The sequence below is a fragment of the Bradyrhizobium sp. CCBAU 65884 genome, assembly GCF_028128835.1.
Classification (GTDB): Bacteria; Pseudomonadota; Alphaproteobacteria; order Rhizobiales; family Xanthobacteraceae; genus Bradyrhizobium; species Bradyrhizobium ottawaense.
In genome coordinates this window covers 204,202-220,386 of record NZ_LBJU01000126.1, presented here as the reverse complement: position 1 = coordinate 220,386, position 16,185 = coordinate 204,202, and the positions used below count along the sequence as shown (strand labels likewise).

At 58.0% G+C, this 16,185-nt stretch carries 12 protein-coding genes; all 12 read right to left on the bottom strand.

The genetic code is table 11. From position 1 onward, the window contains the following. Positions 1-84: 84 nt before the first annotated feature. Positions 85-1,449, bottom strand: coding sequence for a homogentisate 1,2-dioxygenase (hmgA, locus tag XI03_RS28075; protein ID WP_271593930.1), 1,365 nt, complete (start codon positions 1,447-1,449; stop codon positions 85-87). Between the two features lie 440 nt (positions 1,450-1,889). Next, positions 1,890-3,578 (bottom strand): FAD-dependent oxidoreductase, encoded by a 1,689-nt coding sequence (locus XI03_RS28070; protein ID WP_271593929.1) that lies wholly within the window; start codon positions 3,576-3,578, stop codon positions 1,890-1,892. A gap of 438 nt (positions 3,579-4,016) precedes the next feature. Further along, a complete protein-coding gene (locus XI03_RS28065) occupies positions 4,017-5,738 on the bottom strand; it encodes a thiamine pyrophosphate-requiring protein (RefSeq protein ID WP_271593928.1) in 1,722 nt (573 codons plus the stop codon). A gap of 204 nt (positions 5,739-5,942) precedes the next feature. Then, a complete protein-coding gene (gene fahA / locus XI03_RS28060; RefSeq protein ID WP_271593927.1) occupies positions 5,943-7,262 on the bottom strand; it encodes a fumarylacetoacetase in 1,320 nt (439 codons plus the stop codon). Positions 7,263-7,374: 112 nt separating this feature from the next. Then, entirely contained in the window at positions 7,375-8,646 is a 1,272-nt protein-coding gene (locus XI03_RS28055; protein ID WP_271593926.1) for a flavin-dependent oxidoreductase, read from the bottom strand. Between the two features lie 179 nt (positions 8,647-8,825). Continuing rightward, a complete protein-coding gene (locus XI03_RS28050; RefSeq protein ID WP_271593925.1) occupies positions 8,826-10,142 on the bottom strand; it encodes an MFS transporter in 1,317 nt (438 codons plus the stop codon). Between the two features lie 215 nt (positions 10,143-10,357). Next, positions 10,358-11,431, bottom strand: a complete 1,074-nt coding sequence (locus XI03_RS28045; protein WP_271593924.1) for a flavin reductase — start codon at positions 11,429-11,431, stop codon at positions 10,358-10,360. 34 nt (positions 11,432-11,465) lie between these two features. Next, positions 11,466-12,494 (bottom strand): LLM class flavin-dependent oxidoreductase, encoded by a 1,029-nt coding sequence (locus XI03_RS28040; protein WP_271593960.1) that lies wholly within the window; start codon positions 12,492-12,494, stop codon positions 11,466-11,468. Between the two features lie 351 nt (positions 12,495-12,845). After that, complete coding sequence (locus XI03_RS28035; RefSeq protein WP_271593923.1) at positions 12,846-13,199, bottom strand: VOC family protein; 354 nt, start codon at positions 13,197-13,199, stop codon at positions 12,846-12,848. A 118-nt stretch (positions 13,200-13,317) separates the two neighbouring features. Then, complete coding sequence (locus tag XI03_RS28030; RefSeq protein ID WP_271593922.1) at positions 13,318-14,091, bottom strand: MBL fold metallo-hydrolase; 774 nt, start codon at positions 14,089-14,091, stop codon at positions 13,318-13,320. A 37-nt stretch (positions 14,092-14,128) separates the two neighbouring features. Continuing rightward, positions 14,129-15,022, bottom strand: a complete 894-nt coding sequence (locus XI03_RS28025) for a hypothetical protein (protein ID WP_271593921.1) — start codon at positions 15,020-15,022, stop codon at positions 14,129-14,131. Between the two features lie 215 nt (positions 15,023-15,237). Next, complete coding sequence (locus XI03_RS28020; protein ID WP_271593920.1) at positions 15,238-16,164, bottom strand: alpha/beta hydrolase; 927 nt, start codon at positions 16,162-16,164, stop codon at positions 15,238-15,240. Positions 16,165-16,185: the final 21 nt, after the last annotated feature.

Below are 16,185 nucleotides of genomic sequence, written 5' to 3'. Positions count from 1 at the left end.
AATCGGATGTTCGCGCGGCATCTATCTCGGCATCGAAGATGTTGCCGCCGCTGACGCATATGAGGACAGCGCTACGGCTCCGGCTTAGGTCGAGCCAAAGGGCTTCCCGCCACCGAACTGTCGGCTAAGGCCGTCCCAGCAGTTCGGATAAGTGCCGTCGAGCAAGTGCAGCTGTGAAGCGTAAGCCGTGGCGCTCAGCGGATAACGGGTCTCGAACATGAAGGCCATCGTCCCCGACAAACGTTCGGGGGCCAAGGCCTTATGGCTCGCCTTCTCGAAAGCTTCCGCATCCGGACCATGCGCGATCAGGCCATTGTGCAAGCTCATTCCGCCCGGAACGAAGCCATCCGGCTTCGCATCGTAGACGCCGTAGATGAGCCCCATGAATTCGCTCATCACGTTCATGTGGTACCATGGCGGCCGGAAGGAATCCTCCATTACGATCCAACGCTCGGGAAATATCACGAAGTCCACGTTGGCTGTCCCGGCGATCTCAGAGCTCGCGGTCAGAACGGTATAGATCGATGGATCAGGATGGTCGAACAGAACCGATCCGACTGGCGAGAACCGGCGCAGATCGTATTTCACTGGCGCGAAGTTGCCATGCCAGGCGACGACATCAAGGGGAGACTGCGGAAGATCCGTCACGTACAGGCGGCCGAGCGACTTCACGAAAAGCTGGCATGGCTTCTCCTTGTCCTCGAAGCGCGCGACGGGCACCAGGAAGTCGCGTGGATTGGCAAGGCAGTTGGCGCCGATAGGGCCGCGTTCGGGCAGCGTGAGATAATTGCCGTAGTTCTCGCAAACGTAACCGCGGGCCGGTCCGTTCGGCAGATCGATCTTGAATTTCATGCCCTTGGGAACGATGACGATCTCGCCCGGGATAGCATCGAGGACTCCGCATTCCGTCAAGACGCGGATCGAATTCTCCTGCGGCACGAGCAGCAGTTCGCCGTCAGCGTTGTAGAGGTAACGGTTCTCCATCGAACGGTTGGCCACATACACATGCGCCGCCATGCCAAGCTGGAGGTGCACATCGCCTCCTGTGGCGATTGTCCGCAGACCAGAGAGAAAGTCGCACGGCTCTTCTGGAATGGCGATCGGCGCCCATCGCATTTGCGCGATCGGCAGGTTCGACTCATCACGGCAAGGAGCGGTCCGGATCAGTCCGGCATCGACCTGGCGAAAGCCGCGGCCATGCTGGACAGAGGGTCGGATGCGATAGAACCAGGTGCGCTTATTACTGTGACGTGGGGCCGTGAACGCGGTGCCAGAAAGCTGTTCGGCATACAGGCCGAGCGGCGCTTTTTGCGGCGAATTCCGCGCCAGAGGCAGTGCATTGGGAACCGCCTCGGTCGCGAAAGAGTTCTCAAATCCGGTCATGTAGGCCGGCGAACCGTCGCGGGGCGAGAGGACGGCCTCACTGAACTCGAAGGGAGGGACTGTCATGATACGAAACGCCTGTCTGGACGTGGAGTCGGGACGTTGATCATGCCGAGCCGCGCCGGCCTGGTCAGTCCCATGAGCGGGTGACACGAAACGGCTTAGTTCAGCTCACGAGCGACGCCGTTAAGCGGCCGGCAAAGACTGACCGGCGCGGGTGCACTGTTCGCCAGTTGCGCGGCCGACAGGGGTTTCTGCCTGGCGAACGTGCTGTTCAAATATGCGGTGGATCAGCGCGCGACGGTGAACCACACCGCTGCTGACCTGCGGGAAGTTGTCGGAGATATTTTGACTTGAACCGCAGTCACGGGGAGCTATATGCTAAGGGGGCAGTTCTTCCTCCGCCCCGGGCAATTGCTGAGAGCCACGGTGGTGCTGATCAGGACAACCGTTGTTTGTATTACCCGGTTGGGCCGCGATGCCTCTAACAGTCAGTGGCGGCATCGCTAACCCATACGCCTTAGGTATTCACCCTCTCCTGCCTTCCCTGCTAAGGCTCCACGCAAACGGTCTATCAGACTGAACGAATCGCTCGGCAAATCGTCTCCACGCCAAGCGACATGCTGATCGGGTCGCGCTAACACCAGCTTGGTCGAATAAAGCGCAGCTGCTTCTTTCGACACCACATCAAGCACCGTGAGTGGAAATCCACGCTCCTGCGCGGCGGCAACGATTCGGCCGACATCGACCGACGGATCGAATCGCAACAAGGTATATTCCGGCCCAAGAGCGTCGTAGAGCGAGCGGCCGTCGTCGAACCAAAAATGGGGAACACGACACCCGGGCACCGTCGACGAGGTAAAGCTCCCAAGTGTGTAGGTCGGATGCGCGCCACCATCGTAAGCGATCAATGGCGAACCGTCGTAGAAGTAACCAAAATTCAGGCCGGCAGCCGCGAATTGCTTGGTATTCGTCTCACAAGCAACACGACCAGCTTCGGCGCGGGCCTGCTCACCTTCAGGTCCTTCTTCAAGGATGTTGGCAGGAACAGAGCTGCGGCGCCGCGTCTCTTCTTCAGCTTGCGACATCGCCAGATGCGATACCTGCTCAGTGATTGGCCATCGCTCCGCCTCATAGGCATCGAGAATCGCCGCAGGCGCCCAGCCGTTGAGATTCGCGGCGAGTAGCCACGACAAATTCATCGCATCCGCAATGCCGGCATTCATGCCGTAGCCAGCATACGGTGCCCAGAGGTGGGCCGCATCGCCGGCGAGAAAGATGCGCCGGTTGCGAAATCTATCAGCAATCAGGCGCCGTCCGATCCAGTCTTGCTTCGAAATGACCTCATAGCTGAAATCACGGCTGACGCCGAGAATTGCGCGAATGCTGCCGTCACGATCCACCGCATCGAAATCGAATTGGTCGGGCCGGAGAAAGTTGAAGATCATCCATAGCTCACGCCCATCAATCGCGATCACATTGCCACTCAGCTTCGGATTGAGCGAGTAGGTCATCCAGGCTCGTTCGTGCTGCTGTTGAGCAATGAGCTGGGGGGCGCGAATAAAGGTCGCCTGCACGCGCATGAATTCTCCGTCGCCTTCGAGCTTGATGCCGAGCCCCCGCCTCACCGTCGATCGTGCCCCGTCGCATCCAATGAGATATCGGGCGGAATAGGTGTGGACCTCTCCGGTATCGCGATCGCGGCCAACGGCAGTGACTTGACCCTCATCCTGGGAGAAACTCTCGAGTTCTACGCGATTGTAAATTTTGACGCGTGGCGTTGCTGCGACGTAGTCGAATAGGATCGGCTCGAGCATGAGCTGGTTGACGCGATGCGGGAGCTCAGGCGTTGGCCAGTTCGAATCTACACCGGTCCGATCGGTGAAGCGGTCGCGCCGGCACGGGATGTGGATCCGACCGCACTCACGCCCGGTAAAAGCGGTGCGGTAAGCGACTGCGTGCGGATAATCTTCGGGTAGGCCGGCGTTACGCAGCTTTGATGCAACGCCGAGCCGTCGAAAGACCTCCATTGACCGAGAGCTGACATGGTTGCACTTCGGGTCGGGTGCATCGCCCTTACCACGCCGCTCAATGATCGCGACCTCAATGCCGCGCCGAGCAAGATCGAGTGCAAGCGTAAGGCCGACAGGCCCTGCACCGACAATCAGGACAGACGCTGCGCGCTCGCTGGACATGACAGACTTTCCTCGTGTGACGACACGCCGAGCTCACGGCACGGACCAGCCCCAATCACTTGACGAGGCCGGCTGAGCCCGCAAAATGCATCTAATCATGCAGACCCATGCTGCTCAGGTCAGTCCCATGAGCGGGTGACACGGGACAGCCCACGTCAGCCCGCGGCGGCGCCGTGGTGCGGCCGGCGCGGACTCCTGTCCGAGTGACTTCGGGAAGACGGCCTTGGCGTCCGCAGCATGCATCGCCTAGGACTGTCCCGGTTACAAAGAGATCGCCTGCGATGTTGCGGCGGTTGCTCGCCTGATGAGCAAGCATCTGCACTATAGTCGACACAGTTCGTCCATCGACGCCTTGCCGAACACTGCGGAGGCAAGCAGCGATACGTTCTACCCGCCGGTCGTTAAGCTTGGCCGTCCTGCGGCTTTCATCCCGGTGGGTTATCGGATCGGCTGCGTATGGACATTCAACAAAGCGGGGATTCCCGAGCGCACCTTCTTGAAGGCGCGCGCTAGCGCATCGGGAAGCAAAGCTGGATCGTCGACCGCCTCGCCCCAGCCTTGACAGCATTCCGCCACTCTCTCGAAGGCCGGAGATGGATCGAGGCCCTGGACAGGCATGGCGTTCACCCTCGATGCTGCACCGTCTGGATAGACGGCGAGCGTAGATTGCTTCACCGCAAGCCATTGGTGATTGTTCGCAACAATCGTCAGAATTGGTAGATTTTGTGCTCGCTGCACGTAGTGAAACGGAACGGGATTTCCGAACATGTACGAGCCGTCTCCTACGATCGCAATGACATCGCTATTTGGTGCGGCGAGCTTTGCACCAAGTGCCGTGCCGAGACCGCCCCCTAGTCCGCCAGCCGGCGAACTTCCAATGTAGCGATCCTGCCCCGAAAACTCCAAGCGGCTCACCGCCGTACCGAGTTCATTGATAATGATAGATCCTTCGGACGTCGCCTCATTTATGCAGTGCGCAAGCCACGCTGGGTGGATGGGCGATTCGTCTCGCGAACGTCGCACGAGATCGGTCCTAGCTTGCAACGTTTTCGCCCGCTCCGCGGCAATCCGATCCTGTCTCTTCCGTCGAACGTCATCTTCGAGCGTTCCTGCCAACTCATTTAACATCCCAAGTGTCGTTGCGACGTTCCCGGCTACCAACAGATCGGCTTCAAACTCTCGAAAGGGGTGGCGGCTCACTAGGGGATCAGCGCCGATATGCACCACCTTAGTGGCTGGCCTGGGTCTGGAAAAGCGGGGCAACCACGGTACCGCGCAGTCGATAACAAGAACGAGGTCAGCGTCCTGAAGATGAAGCCCAGGATCTTGCGCGAATCCAAGATTCATCAGGTGATTGCTGGGTAAGTTGGCGTCCGTTGCATTGATCTGAAGAACCGGAATTGCCTGAGAACTGCAGAGCCTCGACAGCGCGACCGCTCCCTCTCGCGATCGGCCCGCCGATGATGTCAGAATCAGGGGGGACTGCGATTCGGCCAACATCCGTAACACTTGATCCACGACATGTCTCGACGGTGCGCTTGACGAGACGCCAAGTGGTCGGACGTTATCGCGTCGCATTGGTACTGTTGCGTCGGCAAGTACCTCTCGCGGTAATGCCAAGTAAACCGGCCCGCGTGGCTCACTCATTGCTATGTCGAGAGCGCGATCGACTAGAGCTTCGATGGGTTGACCGGCTCGGAGTTCGTAGTCCCATTTAACGTATTCGCGAAGCATACTTCCCTGATCGAACGATTCCTGCCCCCAATGGATATAGACATCTCGCGAGGCGGCATGTCCGGTCTCCGTTGCTGGCGTACGACCTGCACAAAGGAATACCGGAATGTTATCACGCGCCATATTCATGATCTGGCAGATAGCGTTTGCCGTCCCGACGGTAACATGCAGCATTACGGCAGCCGGCTTCCCCGTGACGCGGTAATAACCATTGGCCATGGCCATCGCTAGGTTCTCATGTGGCACAGTCACGAATGTCGGGTACTTCCGGTCACCGTCGGCGGCCGACAACACTTCGATGATCGGCGCAAAATCGGTACCCGCGTTGGCAAATACATACTCGACGCCACGAGCTACCAACCGTTGCAGAAACGAGGACGCCGCAACCTCCTTGGGACGCATTGCTGAATTCTCAATCTGAGTCATGGTGCCTCGCTGATTTTCATCTTCTCGGCCGATTTGATTTCGCTTCCATCCGAATTAACCAACCGAGCTCTCATTCCGGGCGCCGTGTTCATAACAGGCCGAGGCTAGGACAGGCCACACCGACCGGTCTGGACCCTTGGGTCTGCCGCACTTTGATATCGAACCTCTTGACCACCGTGGTCAACAGGGACGGGACGACCTACTTCAACCCGCGGGCGACGCTGTGATACGGCCGGCGCATCGACCGAAACCGATGGGTGCGAAGCCATTCCGCGCGCAGCGGCCGGTGATGACGATCTCGTCGCCATCCTCCAAAAAAGTGCGCTGCTCGCCGCCTGGTAGTTGCAGCGGCTCCTTTCCGGCGCGAGTGATCTCGAGAAGACTACCCAGGGCGTCTTCCGCATCGCCCGAGACCGTGCCGCTTCCAAAGAGATCGCCCGCTTCGATATTGCAGCCGTTGCTCGTCAGATGAGCGACCATCTGCCCGACGGACCAGTATAGTTCGCGCGTGGAAGTCCTGCCGAGCACTGCGGAGCCGGCGTTCTCCTTTAGCATTCTCGTCGTCGCGAGCCGCGTCTCGAGCATCACATCCACCGCACCGCAAGCGCTATCTCCGTCATCAGCGAGATGCGGCAGCGGCGCAGGATCGCCCGTCGGGCGTTCGCGCAAGCGTACGCGGAAGGGACGGAGAGCGTCCGCCGTCACTACCCATGGTGAGATCGTGGTGGCGAAGCTCTTGCCCAGGAAGGGTCCAAGCGGCTGGTATTCCCAAGCCTGGATATCGCGCGCCGACCAATCGTTGAGTAGACAGAAGCCGAATACGTGTCGCCAAGCCTCCCGCAGCGTCACTGGCCTGCCGCGCTCCGAATAGCCGCCGATAAAGACGCCGAGTTCCGTCTCGAAATCGAGCCGCTGGCTGGGCCCGAACGACGGCGCTTCCTGCCCGTCTACGCGCGTCTGCCCCGCCGGGCGGCTGACCGGGCTTCCGCTGACCACGATGGTCGACGCACGGCCGTTATAGGCCACAGGCACGTATTTGTAGTTCGGCAGTAGAGGTGCGGTTGGCCGGAAAATGCTCCCTGCGTTGGTGGCGTGCTGAATGGAGGCGAAGAAATCTACGAAACTCCCCGGCCGTACCGGCAAGAACATTTCCACCCCGTCGCTTGCATGAAGATGCCGCTCAACACGCCTGTGATCTGCATTCCCCGCAGAAAGCAAGTCCGACAATGCGAGGCGCAGGGCCGTCCATGCACGAGGAGCGAGCGACATCAGCGGCCGTAGGTCGGTAGCGATCAGTGTGTCCGCGATAGGTTTGACCTCCCCCAGAAGCGACGACACGGCTGCGACGTCAAGGACGTGGCCACCGATCGCGACGCAGCCACGTGGAGCGTTGCCCGAGCCAGTTTCGCGGAAAACCCCGAAAGGCAGGTTCTGGACCGGGAAATCGGAGTTCGGCAGATTTGCGCTCGTCACCCAACTGAGGCGCAACGGGTCGTGGCTACGATCAAGATCTGTACTAGTCAACGAGTGCCTCCTTCATAGAACGGACACTCTATCGCTTCGGCCGACCATTCTATGTCCCACAATCAAGTGACATCCGAGTTCACGGGCCGCTTGACCGCGGGAACCAAGCGGCTCAGACCCGCGAGCCGGCAACACTCAGCGATGGTCTCTGATTCAGAATTTCAGGATCGAAGCCTGCTGCGATCTTGAAGCTTCGGGCGATGCTTTCAAGCTCATGGCGCGGAATGATCTCTTCAATGGACGTGAAGCCGTTGGGGGCTCTTTCCTCAGCCATCTGCATGACAATTTCAGGCCCGTACGCGCGATTGCGGAGCATGACTTCAGTGACGACCGGCAAGCGCTCCCTTTCGTAGGAGACCAACGCGCCGGCGGAATCGAGGGGCGACTCGGCGAGGGCCTTCGCAAGCACCCTGGCATCAATGATCGCCTGGGTACCCGCCTGCGAACCGATCGGGCGCATTGGATGCGCGGCATCACCTAAAAGAGTCACGCGTCCGAAACTCCATTTTGGTAACGCATCGCGGTCGACTTTTGGATGCTCGTAAATCTCTGTGGTCTGTTCGATCAGACCTGTGACATCGATCCAATCGAACTTCCAGTCCGCGAAAGGTGCGAAAAACCGCTCCTTGGGAACTCGTCGGTCCCAGACCTCTTGCTTGTCGAGGGTCCACTGCCCACCCAGGACCGTCAACCAATTGATCAGCGACTTACCGCTGGCGGCGATCTTTTTGCTCATCGGGTATATCACGGCGCGTTGCTCGCGGTGGCCAATCATCACCTGGGTCCGACCATCCAGAAAGGGATCAGCGATAACCGAACCGCGCCACTGGACCCGACCACTATCCACGGGTGGCCCTTCATTGGGGTATAAGATCCGGCGAAGCCGGGAATTGATACCGTCAGCTCCAATCAGGATATTTCCCTTGAACGTTCCGGCCGACCTCTGGTTTTGTCGGTCGATGAAATGCGCGCGGACTTCGTTCTCGTCCTGATCGAAGGACTCGAAATGAAAACCGACATGAAGACTGCCCTCGCCGGCCCGTTCGCGTAGCGCCGTAAGCAGGACAGCCTGCAGGTCGCCCCGGTGAATTGAATATTGCGGCCATTTGTAGCCGGCACGCAGACCGCGTGGTTCGCTCCAGATCAGTTGGCCGAGTTTGTTGTAGTAGGATAGCGTGGAAGTTTCGATCGCTGTGGCCGCGAGACCTTCGCCCAGCCCAAGTTCGGTGAACTCACGCACAGCATTCGGTTGCAGGTTGATACCCTGGCCGAGCGGCTTGATGTCGCGGACCGTTTCGAAGACTTCAACGTCAATGCCGGCTGCGTGCAGACTCAACGCGGCAGTGAGGCCGCCGATCCCGGCTCCAATGATAATTGCCTTCATCAAGATCTCCACCCTGGTTGAATTAGTGAGCAGCGACCAGCGCCGGTCGATCGCCAAATGACACCCCGGTCGGGCGCGTCACCTTTGCAGATTGACGTGTTTTCGACCTTCGAAAAGATCAGCTTGGACGGAATCAATACTCTCTAATCTTTTCGCATCGCAGGCCTCTCGCATGACCTCTATCCTGCGTATTTCACTTCTGATGTGACTGTCGCCGCCGAGTTTCGCTTCAACTGCCAAAAGACGGTGATCAAACACACCCCACCGAGCGCGGCAAGCAGGCCACCCGCGGTTGCCAGGGCGTATACCAGCGCGTCAGATCCACCGCCGAACCACTTATCCGCAAGCACCGCCACGAAAGTGGGAGCGAGCGCATAACCAGTAATACCAACCCAAGAGAAATGGATTCCAGAAATTTTGCCGATTGTTGTGCTGGGCGACACATGCACTATGGTCGTTGTACCAACGGTGAATAGTGCCGACGCAAGCAGATTGAAGAGCGCCAGCATCGTCCAGGTCACAATAATTGAATTGCTAAAGGGCGCTACGACGGCGGGAATTGCAATGAGGACGCATCCGATCGCGCCGACCAGTGGCACCCCAGGCTTACCCAGCCGTTTCAACGCGAAATCTATGGCAAAGCCTGAGAGAAATTGGCCGGCCGTACTCAAGAACAGAATGATTAAACCGAGCGCAAATCCAATCTGACTGGGCGGAATATGCCATGTGCGTCCGAGAAACGCCGGGACCCATGACGAGTATCCGACCAACAACATGATCGTTGCGCCGTTGGCGATAAAAAGCGGCACGAAGATCATCCAGCGTGAGCGCAGGTCGTCGAATGCTTGCCGCACCGTGGCTTCCTGGCCGGTGGCCGACGGACGACGCTTGGGTTCGGGAAAGGTGTAGACCAGCGCCGCGATCGGCAGAGATAAGAGCCCGCAAGTGATCAACACCACCTGCCAGCCGTGGAACGATCCCACGGAATCGCCAACGAGCAGAAGGATCATGCCTCCTCCAACCAGAGCCAAGCCGCCGCCCACGCTCGCGCCCATCGACCAAACACCAATCGCCCTCCCTCTGAATTCCGCATCGAAGACGTCCCTGATTAGAGACAAGGCGGCCGGGCCAGAGACTGTTTCGCCAGTCGCAACCCCCAAGCGTCCAGCGAAAAGCGTCGTATAATTGACAAACGCACCGCAAAAAATCGTCGCGGCGCCCCAAACAGTTATCCCGGTCGCCAGAATCTTACGGCGAGAGATCTTGTCGACCAGTGAACCGACTAATGGTGTTATGAAGAAGTATGGCAGAACGAACGCGGCGCCGATAAGAAAGCTCATCTCTGTATCGGTGATACTGAGATCGCGCTTGATGGGCTGCACCAGCAGCGGCAAGACGTTTCGGTCGATGAAAGCGACCGCATTGACGAGGCACAGAATCAGCACCATCCTCCATTGGACCCTTGTCGGTACAGCTGACGTGACGCTCGACTTCATTTTGTTACTCCCCCTCATATTTTGTTTTTAAGTTGACGTGGTTTGCACTTGCACTTTGTCGACAACGCTGATGACTCTCGATCAGCCAGTTCGGACCTATTTTGTCACCGCGTCCTTGAAGCTGGCGGCGTTGCTGCGACGGTTGCCATTTACAGCGCACTAGACGCTCGCCGGGGGCAGTTCGTCTCTATTCGGGGTTTCGGTTCGCGGTCACCTTACGGATCAGCGGCTTGTGGCGTCCCATGAACCTGCCCATTTTCACCGACGTAGCCGAGGCGTCGGGACAGGCTTCGGCCTGCGACACGTAGCGCCTCTGCAAGCGGACTATCGAGTCTTGGCTCGAACTGCCCTGTGTCGCCGACTGCCGTGATTGTAAGGACCGCATGCCCATTCGCGTCACGCACGGGCACGCTCAGGGCGGAGTCTCCGCCGCCAAGGCGGTTGATTGTCATGGCTAGACCATGCGCGCGTGCAGTCTGTAGATCCGCGCTCCAACGTTCGATCGCGGAAGGCGAAAGCTCTGCTTCGACGAACGGTTCGGTCACGCTCTTTGGCAAATGCGCGGCAAACGCGATTCCCGGTGCTGTCAGTGTGACCGGAAGCACGAGTCCGACAGGCAGGGTCTTTCGCGGCGAAGTCAGTGACGGCGCCCAATTAATCACAGTCGGTCCGTGGCTACCCCAGACGGCGAGGGCAAACGACTGGTCGAACTCTGCAGCCAACCGCGCAATGACGCGGCCGCCGAGGCGCATTGCGTGAAACGGACCATCGCCAAGCGGTTTTCCGCTTTGTGGCGGAGCCAGGTCATGAGTATCCGCAACCAGGTATTTCCCGCCACCGAACACCAACGGCTTCCTAGCCGTTCGCCGGATCTGTTCTACCTCCCCGAGGAAGATCGTGTGATCGCCTCCGGGAATTGCCGAAACAAACCTGCAGACCAGCCAGGCGCTGGTGTCCTTGAGGATGGGAAGGCCGTGGTTGCCAATGTCAATTTCCAGGTTCGAGAACTTGTCTGGGCCCGAGCGGGCGAACCTGTTCGAAAGGTCGATCTGATCTTCAGCCAAGATATTGATCACGAAGCGGCCGCTCTTCGAGAAGATCGGATAGCTCGGCGACGAATTCGATTGGCTCCAGAGTACCAACGGAGGATCAAGAGAAACCGAGCTGAATGAATTCACCGTCAGTCCGTGATGGCGGCTCTCCTCATCCACCGTCGTAACCACGGTCACCCCAGTGACGAAGGAACCCAATACATCGCGGAGTTCTCGATGATCAAATTGATAGCTCATCAGCTTACCTGGCTCTCGCAGAAGACTTGAGGACTTAAGCTGCCACGACCTCGACAGCCTCGAGTGCTGGCATCACCTCTTTGGAAAACAATTTGATCGAGGCACAGGCATCGGCAAAGGGCATGCTACCGAAAACGAAGCTCCCCATGAAGTAATTGAACCCGCCTCGGATAATCTGATCGGCCAGTGCGGACGCCACTGTCGTTGGGGAGCCCGCGACAGCCTGGCCGCTCTCGACGAGACTGTCGAAATCAGGAGGAAGCTTCATTCTGATCGGTTGGGCGTTGTTCTTCACCCACAGCTTCATGAAGCTGCTGTAAAATTTCGGCCATGCTTTGCGCCCGATCTCGCGAGCTCTGTCGTCAGTATCGGCCACGATCACGTAACGGTTGATTCCAATCAGGGGCTCAGGACGGCCGTCAACGTCCGATTTCCTCCATTCGGCACGGTAGGCGTCCGAAATTTCCCGCAGACGCGGCGCGGGTCCGCCGCATACAACATTGAAATTATTCTGCGCTGGCCACGCCACCGAGTCGGGTGATCCGACTGCGTACCAAATCTGGGGATGCGGTTGCTGGAAAGGCGTCATCTCGACGGCGAAGTCGTTGACCTTCCAGAACTCGCCCTCATGCGTCAGCGATTCCGACTTGAAATATGCTCTTATGATCGTCAGGGCCTCAGCATACATCTTCGCCGCTTGCTCGGGCTCAACGCCAAGCGCGGCAAGTTCAAAGGGTGAGGCCCCGCGACCAACCCCGAACTGGAATCGACCCTTGCTCAGATGGTCCAGCATGCAGATCTCTTCCGCAAGGCGGACGGGATGGTAGAGAGGCAGCAGATATACCAACGGGCATAAATGCAGATTTTGGGTGCGCTGCGTCAGCGCGGACATGAGAACGCTCGGAGAGGGCGCCGTGCTCAGCGAGGTCCCGTGGTGCTCGCTCATGTGATAGCAGTAGAAACCGCTCACATCGTAGAGCTCCGCCAGCTTCAGACGCTCTTCGTACTGCTGAGCCAGCGGCAAGCCGCCCCAATCGTTCTGGTCGAATATGCCGAACTTCATCACAGAATGCCTTCTACGTTAGAACGCCGCTAGCGCTTGCTCTTCACATCCGCCGACCATTGTGCGGTCCCGCGCTCTCTAATGCTCGGCATCTGAATTTTGGTACTCGACGCGAGCGGCATCGTTTAAGCACAATTGACGCAAGCTAGATGTCACATTCCGATGTGACATCTGAAACCGATCGGTGCCATTCGCTCGTTGTCGTGTTGACACTGCCTTTGCGGAGCGACTCCGCATTTGGATTTTCGCATCGCATGGCGATATGACGACCGGACGACTCGAATATGCCAGAACTCTAAAGACGCGCTCGCCGAACCGGGCCTGGTTCGCTGCTTCGCCCGATGAGGCCCGCTACCTTCCGCTCGAGATGAGAACTTGAAACTCGTTCCCATCCGGATCGGCGAAGGTCACGACGGTGCCGTGCGCTCCCATGTCCCGCAGAGCAAGGAAGGTGCCACCTGCATCTTCGACCTGCTCCCGAACGGTAGCTAATTGTCCGGCCTTGAAGACAACCATCACGCTCTGGGTACTTCCAGCTTCCTCAGGTGAGCTTAGGGAAAATGTCACGCTCCCCGTGTCGAACTGGCACCAGGACGACCGGTCGCGGAATTTCGTGACCAAGCCAAGCGCTTTTTCGTAGAACCGTTGAGCGCGATCCATGTCGCTGATCACCACATAGATGCCGCTAACACGGGCAGTTTGCATTGCTCTCCCCCCCGGTACACACTTGCGAACACTGCTTTTGTACTGAACAGCCTATTCGTGTTCGTGAATTAGAGCCGCCCGCAGTTTCGCACAGGCCGTCCAATCGATTGCGACCCGGCTAAGGCCGCTCCAGCAATGCCTCGTTCATCACAGGTACCAGCCGGGCCGGCTCGGTGATGACACTGCCGTGAGCGGGGCATATAATTTTAGTCGAGTACTCGTTGAGCATCTGCCGGAGTTCAACTACGACCGTGCTATTGTCCGCAAAGCGCGACCAATAAAGTGCCAAGTCCAGTATCTGACGCGCGTCATGCACCGTCGGCTTTTGCGAGAGCTCTTCACTCAACAAAACGCAGTCATTGGAGTCAGAGTGAGAGAACGCGAAACCGTCGGAGACAAAAAGCGCCTGATCAAAGTCATCGTAAGCCCAATATGATGCTTTCAGATCCCGGATCACCGCAGGCAGTACTGTTATGCGACGACCACCCAGGTCAATTACATCGCCGGCATCACTCTGCTGGAATCGCTCCCTAACATATTGATCCGGAAAATAGAGGTGCAGGTTCCGTGTTTCACCGGCGACTATGGCGCGAGGGAACGCGTCCAACAAAAGACCCAGATTTCCCGCGTGAGGATACTCTTCATGCGTAGGAAAGATGAAGGTCAGATCGTCGCCAACAACAGACCGGATGTACGAGGCAATCCTTCTAAAGTCCTTCGGGTGCCCTGTATCAATGAGCATATTGCCGCTTTCGCCGACAACGAGGTAAGCAGAAAGATGCGTATGAAACGCACGTCCGTCTACAGCCAGATGAAAACATCCCGTCATCAAATGAATGCCGTTAGTAAGCTTACGTGCCCCGAAGCCCACATATTTCATATCGTCTTCCATAGCCTCGCTCCCGTGACGTTCGATCCGAATTGGACAATCAGCGCGACAGCACAGACGAGGCATGAAGCGGCAGGTTGCGCGCATCCAGCATCTTCATTGCCTCGATCAGCCCGCACAGTCGCGAGTTAACGGCATCCGCTCCGATGATGACCTGCCCCCGAGTAGGCGCGAGAACCTCTATATTTCTCTTCGAGAAATACTCTTCCAAGATTGCAATGATCCCGCTCAACTGTCCTCGGGAGAGCCATTCGAATTTCATGGCGAGCTCACGCAGCATCAAAGCCATCGCCTCATCCTTGGAGAGGACGTCCGAGTTGGCTCGAATCGCGGGCGTCTTGGACACCGCGGCGCAGAAAATATCGGAGCAGAACAGCGTGCGCGTGTTTGCATCGTGAAACCACAGTGACGGCAGCACGCGGAGCGGTGTTTTAAACGGCTCAAGACGGACTTCACCATTAATGGAGATGCTCTCGCCTTCATCCGCGGCAATACATTGCACTCCAAACTCGAGCATCAACAATTCCGCGCTGCGCTTGTCGAAGCTTTCAGAACGCACTTCCGCAGAATCGCTAGGAAAAAATTGCAAAGAGCTCATCTGGGGCGCCGAATGAACGGCCTCAATTCCGAAGTCTCTGACCAGGTTGGGTATGTTGCACACACATTCCGGTTCATTGCGCGTGACCGCGATCCTCTTAAACTGGTCTCCATCACGCAGTAGATTCCGCAATTGCTCGCGAATGATCCCACGATGGGCAGCCGCGCCCGATTCCACCAGGAGGCAGTCGTTTCCGCTTCTCAACAAATATGAGTTATACGCAACGAACTTCCCTCGATCTTCCGCTGAATACCAGCTTATCCGTTCGTCGATCTGCTCGACGCCGCCCAGCAGAAACAGCTCTCCTCGAACGATTTCAAATGTCTGGTCTCGCATCGCAAGTCCTTTCGTGCCCACCATTATGTCGAGCGCACGGCTACAAGTTCGCAGCCATACTCGAACCGATTATCTGCAACGCGTCCTCCAGGAGACTGGTTGCGCGCCCAAACACACCTATCGAGAGTACCGCGACGAACGTGAGCTGCGCAGCTAGTCGAATGCAATGGGGAGCTAGTCGTATACCCACTGCCGACGTCACAGTGCGAACTAGACTATCCAGGCTGCGACCGCAGAAAGTTGGCCACTTCATCGTAAAGCTCCTCTGCGCGTGGAACGGCGCCGGACGACCAAAACGTTCCATGAATGAGTCCATCCATTCTGACGGCGCGAACGTCGACACCGGCGGCGGCCAACTTGGCGCCGTAAGCTTCGCCTTCATCCCGGCTCGGATCGTACTCCATCGTGACGATCAAGGTGCGAGGAAGGCCCGGAAGGTTTCCGGCGATAGGACTGGCATAGGGATTATTCCGGTCATCGGCGGCCGAGAGATAATGTTCCCAGAACCAGGACAGTGCCGCCGTGTGAAGGAAGTATCCCTCAGCATGCTCACGCATCGAGGGATAGTCCGACTTCGCATCGACTACTGGATAAAGCAGAATCTGACCGGCCAGCTTGGGACCACTCCGATCGCGCGCAATCAGGGCTGTCGCTGCCGCAAGATTGCCTCCAGCGCTGTCGCCCGCCACGAAAAGCTTGTCAACATTTCCGCCAAACGGAGCGATGTGCTGGGCCACCCACGTCAGTGCTGCGAAGGCATCATCTAGCGCCGATGGAAACTTATTCTCGGGAGCTAGCCTGTAGCTTGAGGCAACAACGATTGCGCCTGCTTTATTGGCTAACGCGCGGCATGGCTCATCAACAACATCAAGACCACCTCCGACCCATCCGCCGCCGTGAAAATAAACCACTACCGAGAGAGGCACCTGTCCTCTTGGCACGTAAATCCGGGCTTGCAGCGTTCCGGCAGGGCCAGGGATGTCGACCGAATGCACCTTCGCAACATCTTGTGGCGGCTTCTGCATTCCGACGGCGCTCCCAACAGCCCCACGAAACTCCTGAATGTCCATCAACTCGAACGATTTGGCTCCCGCCTGCTGCAAAAACGCGAGTAGCTCACTCACGTGTTGATCAAGTGCCATAACTTCCTCCGCTTGCAATTG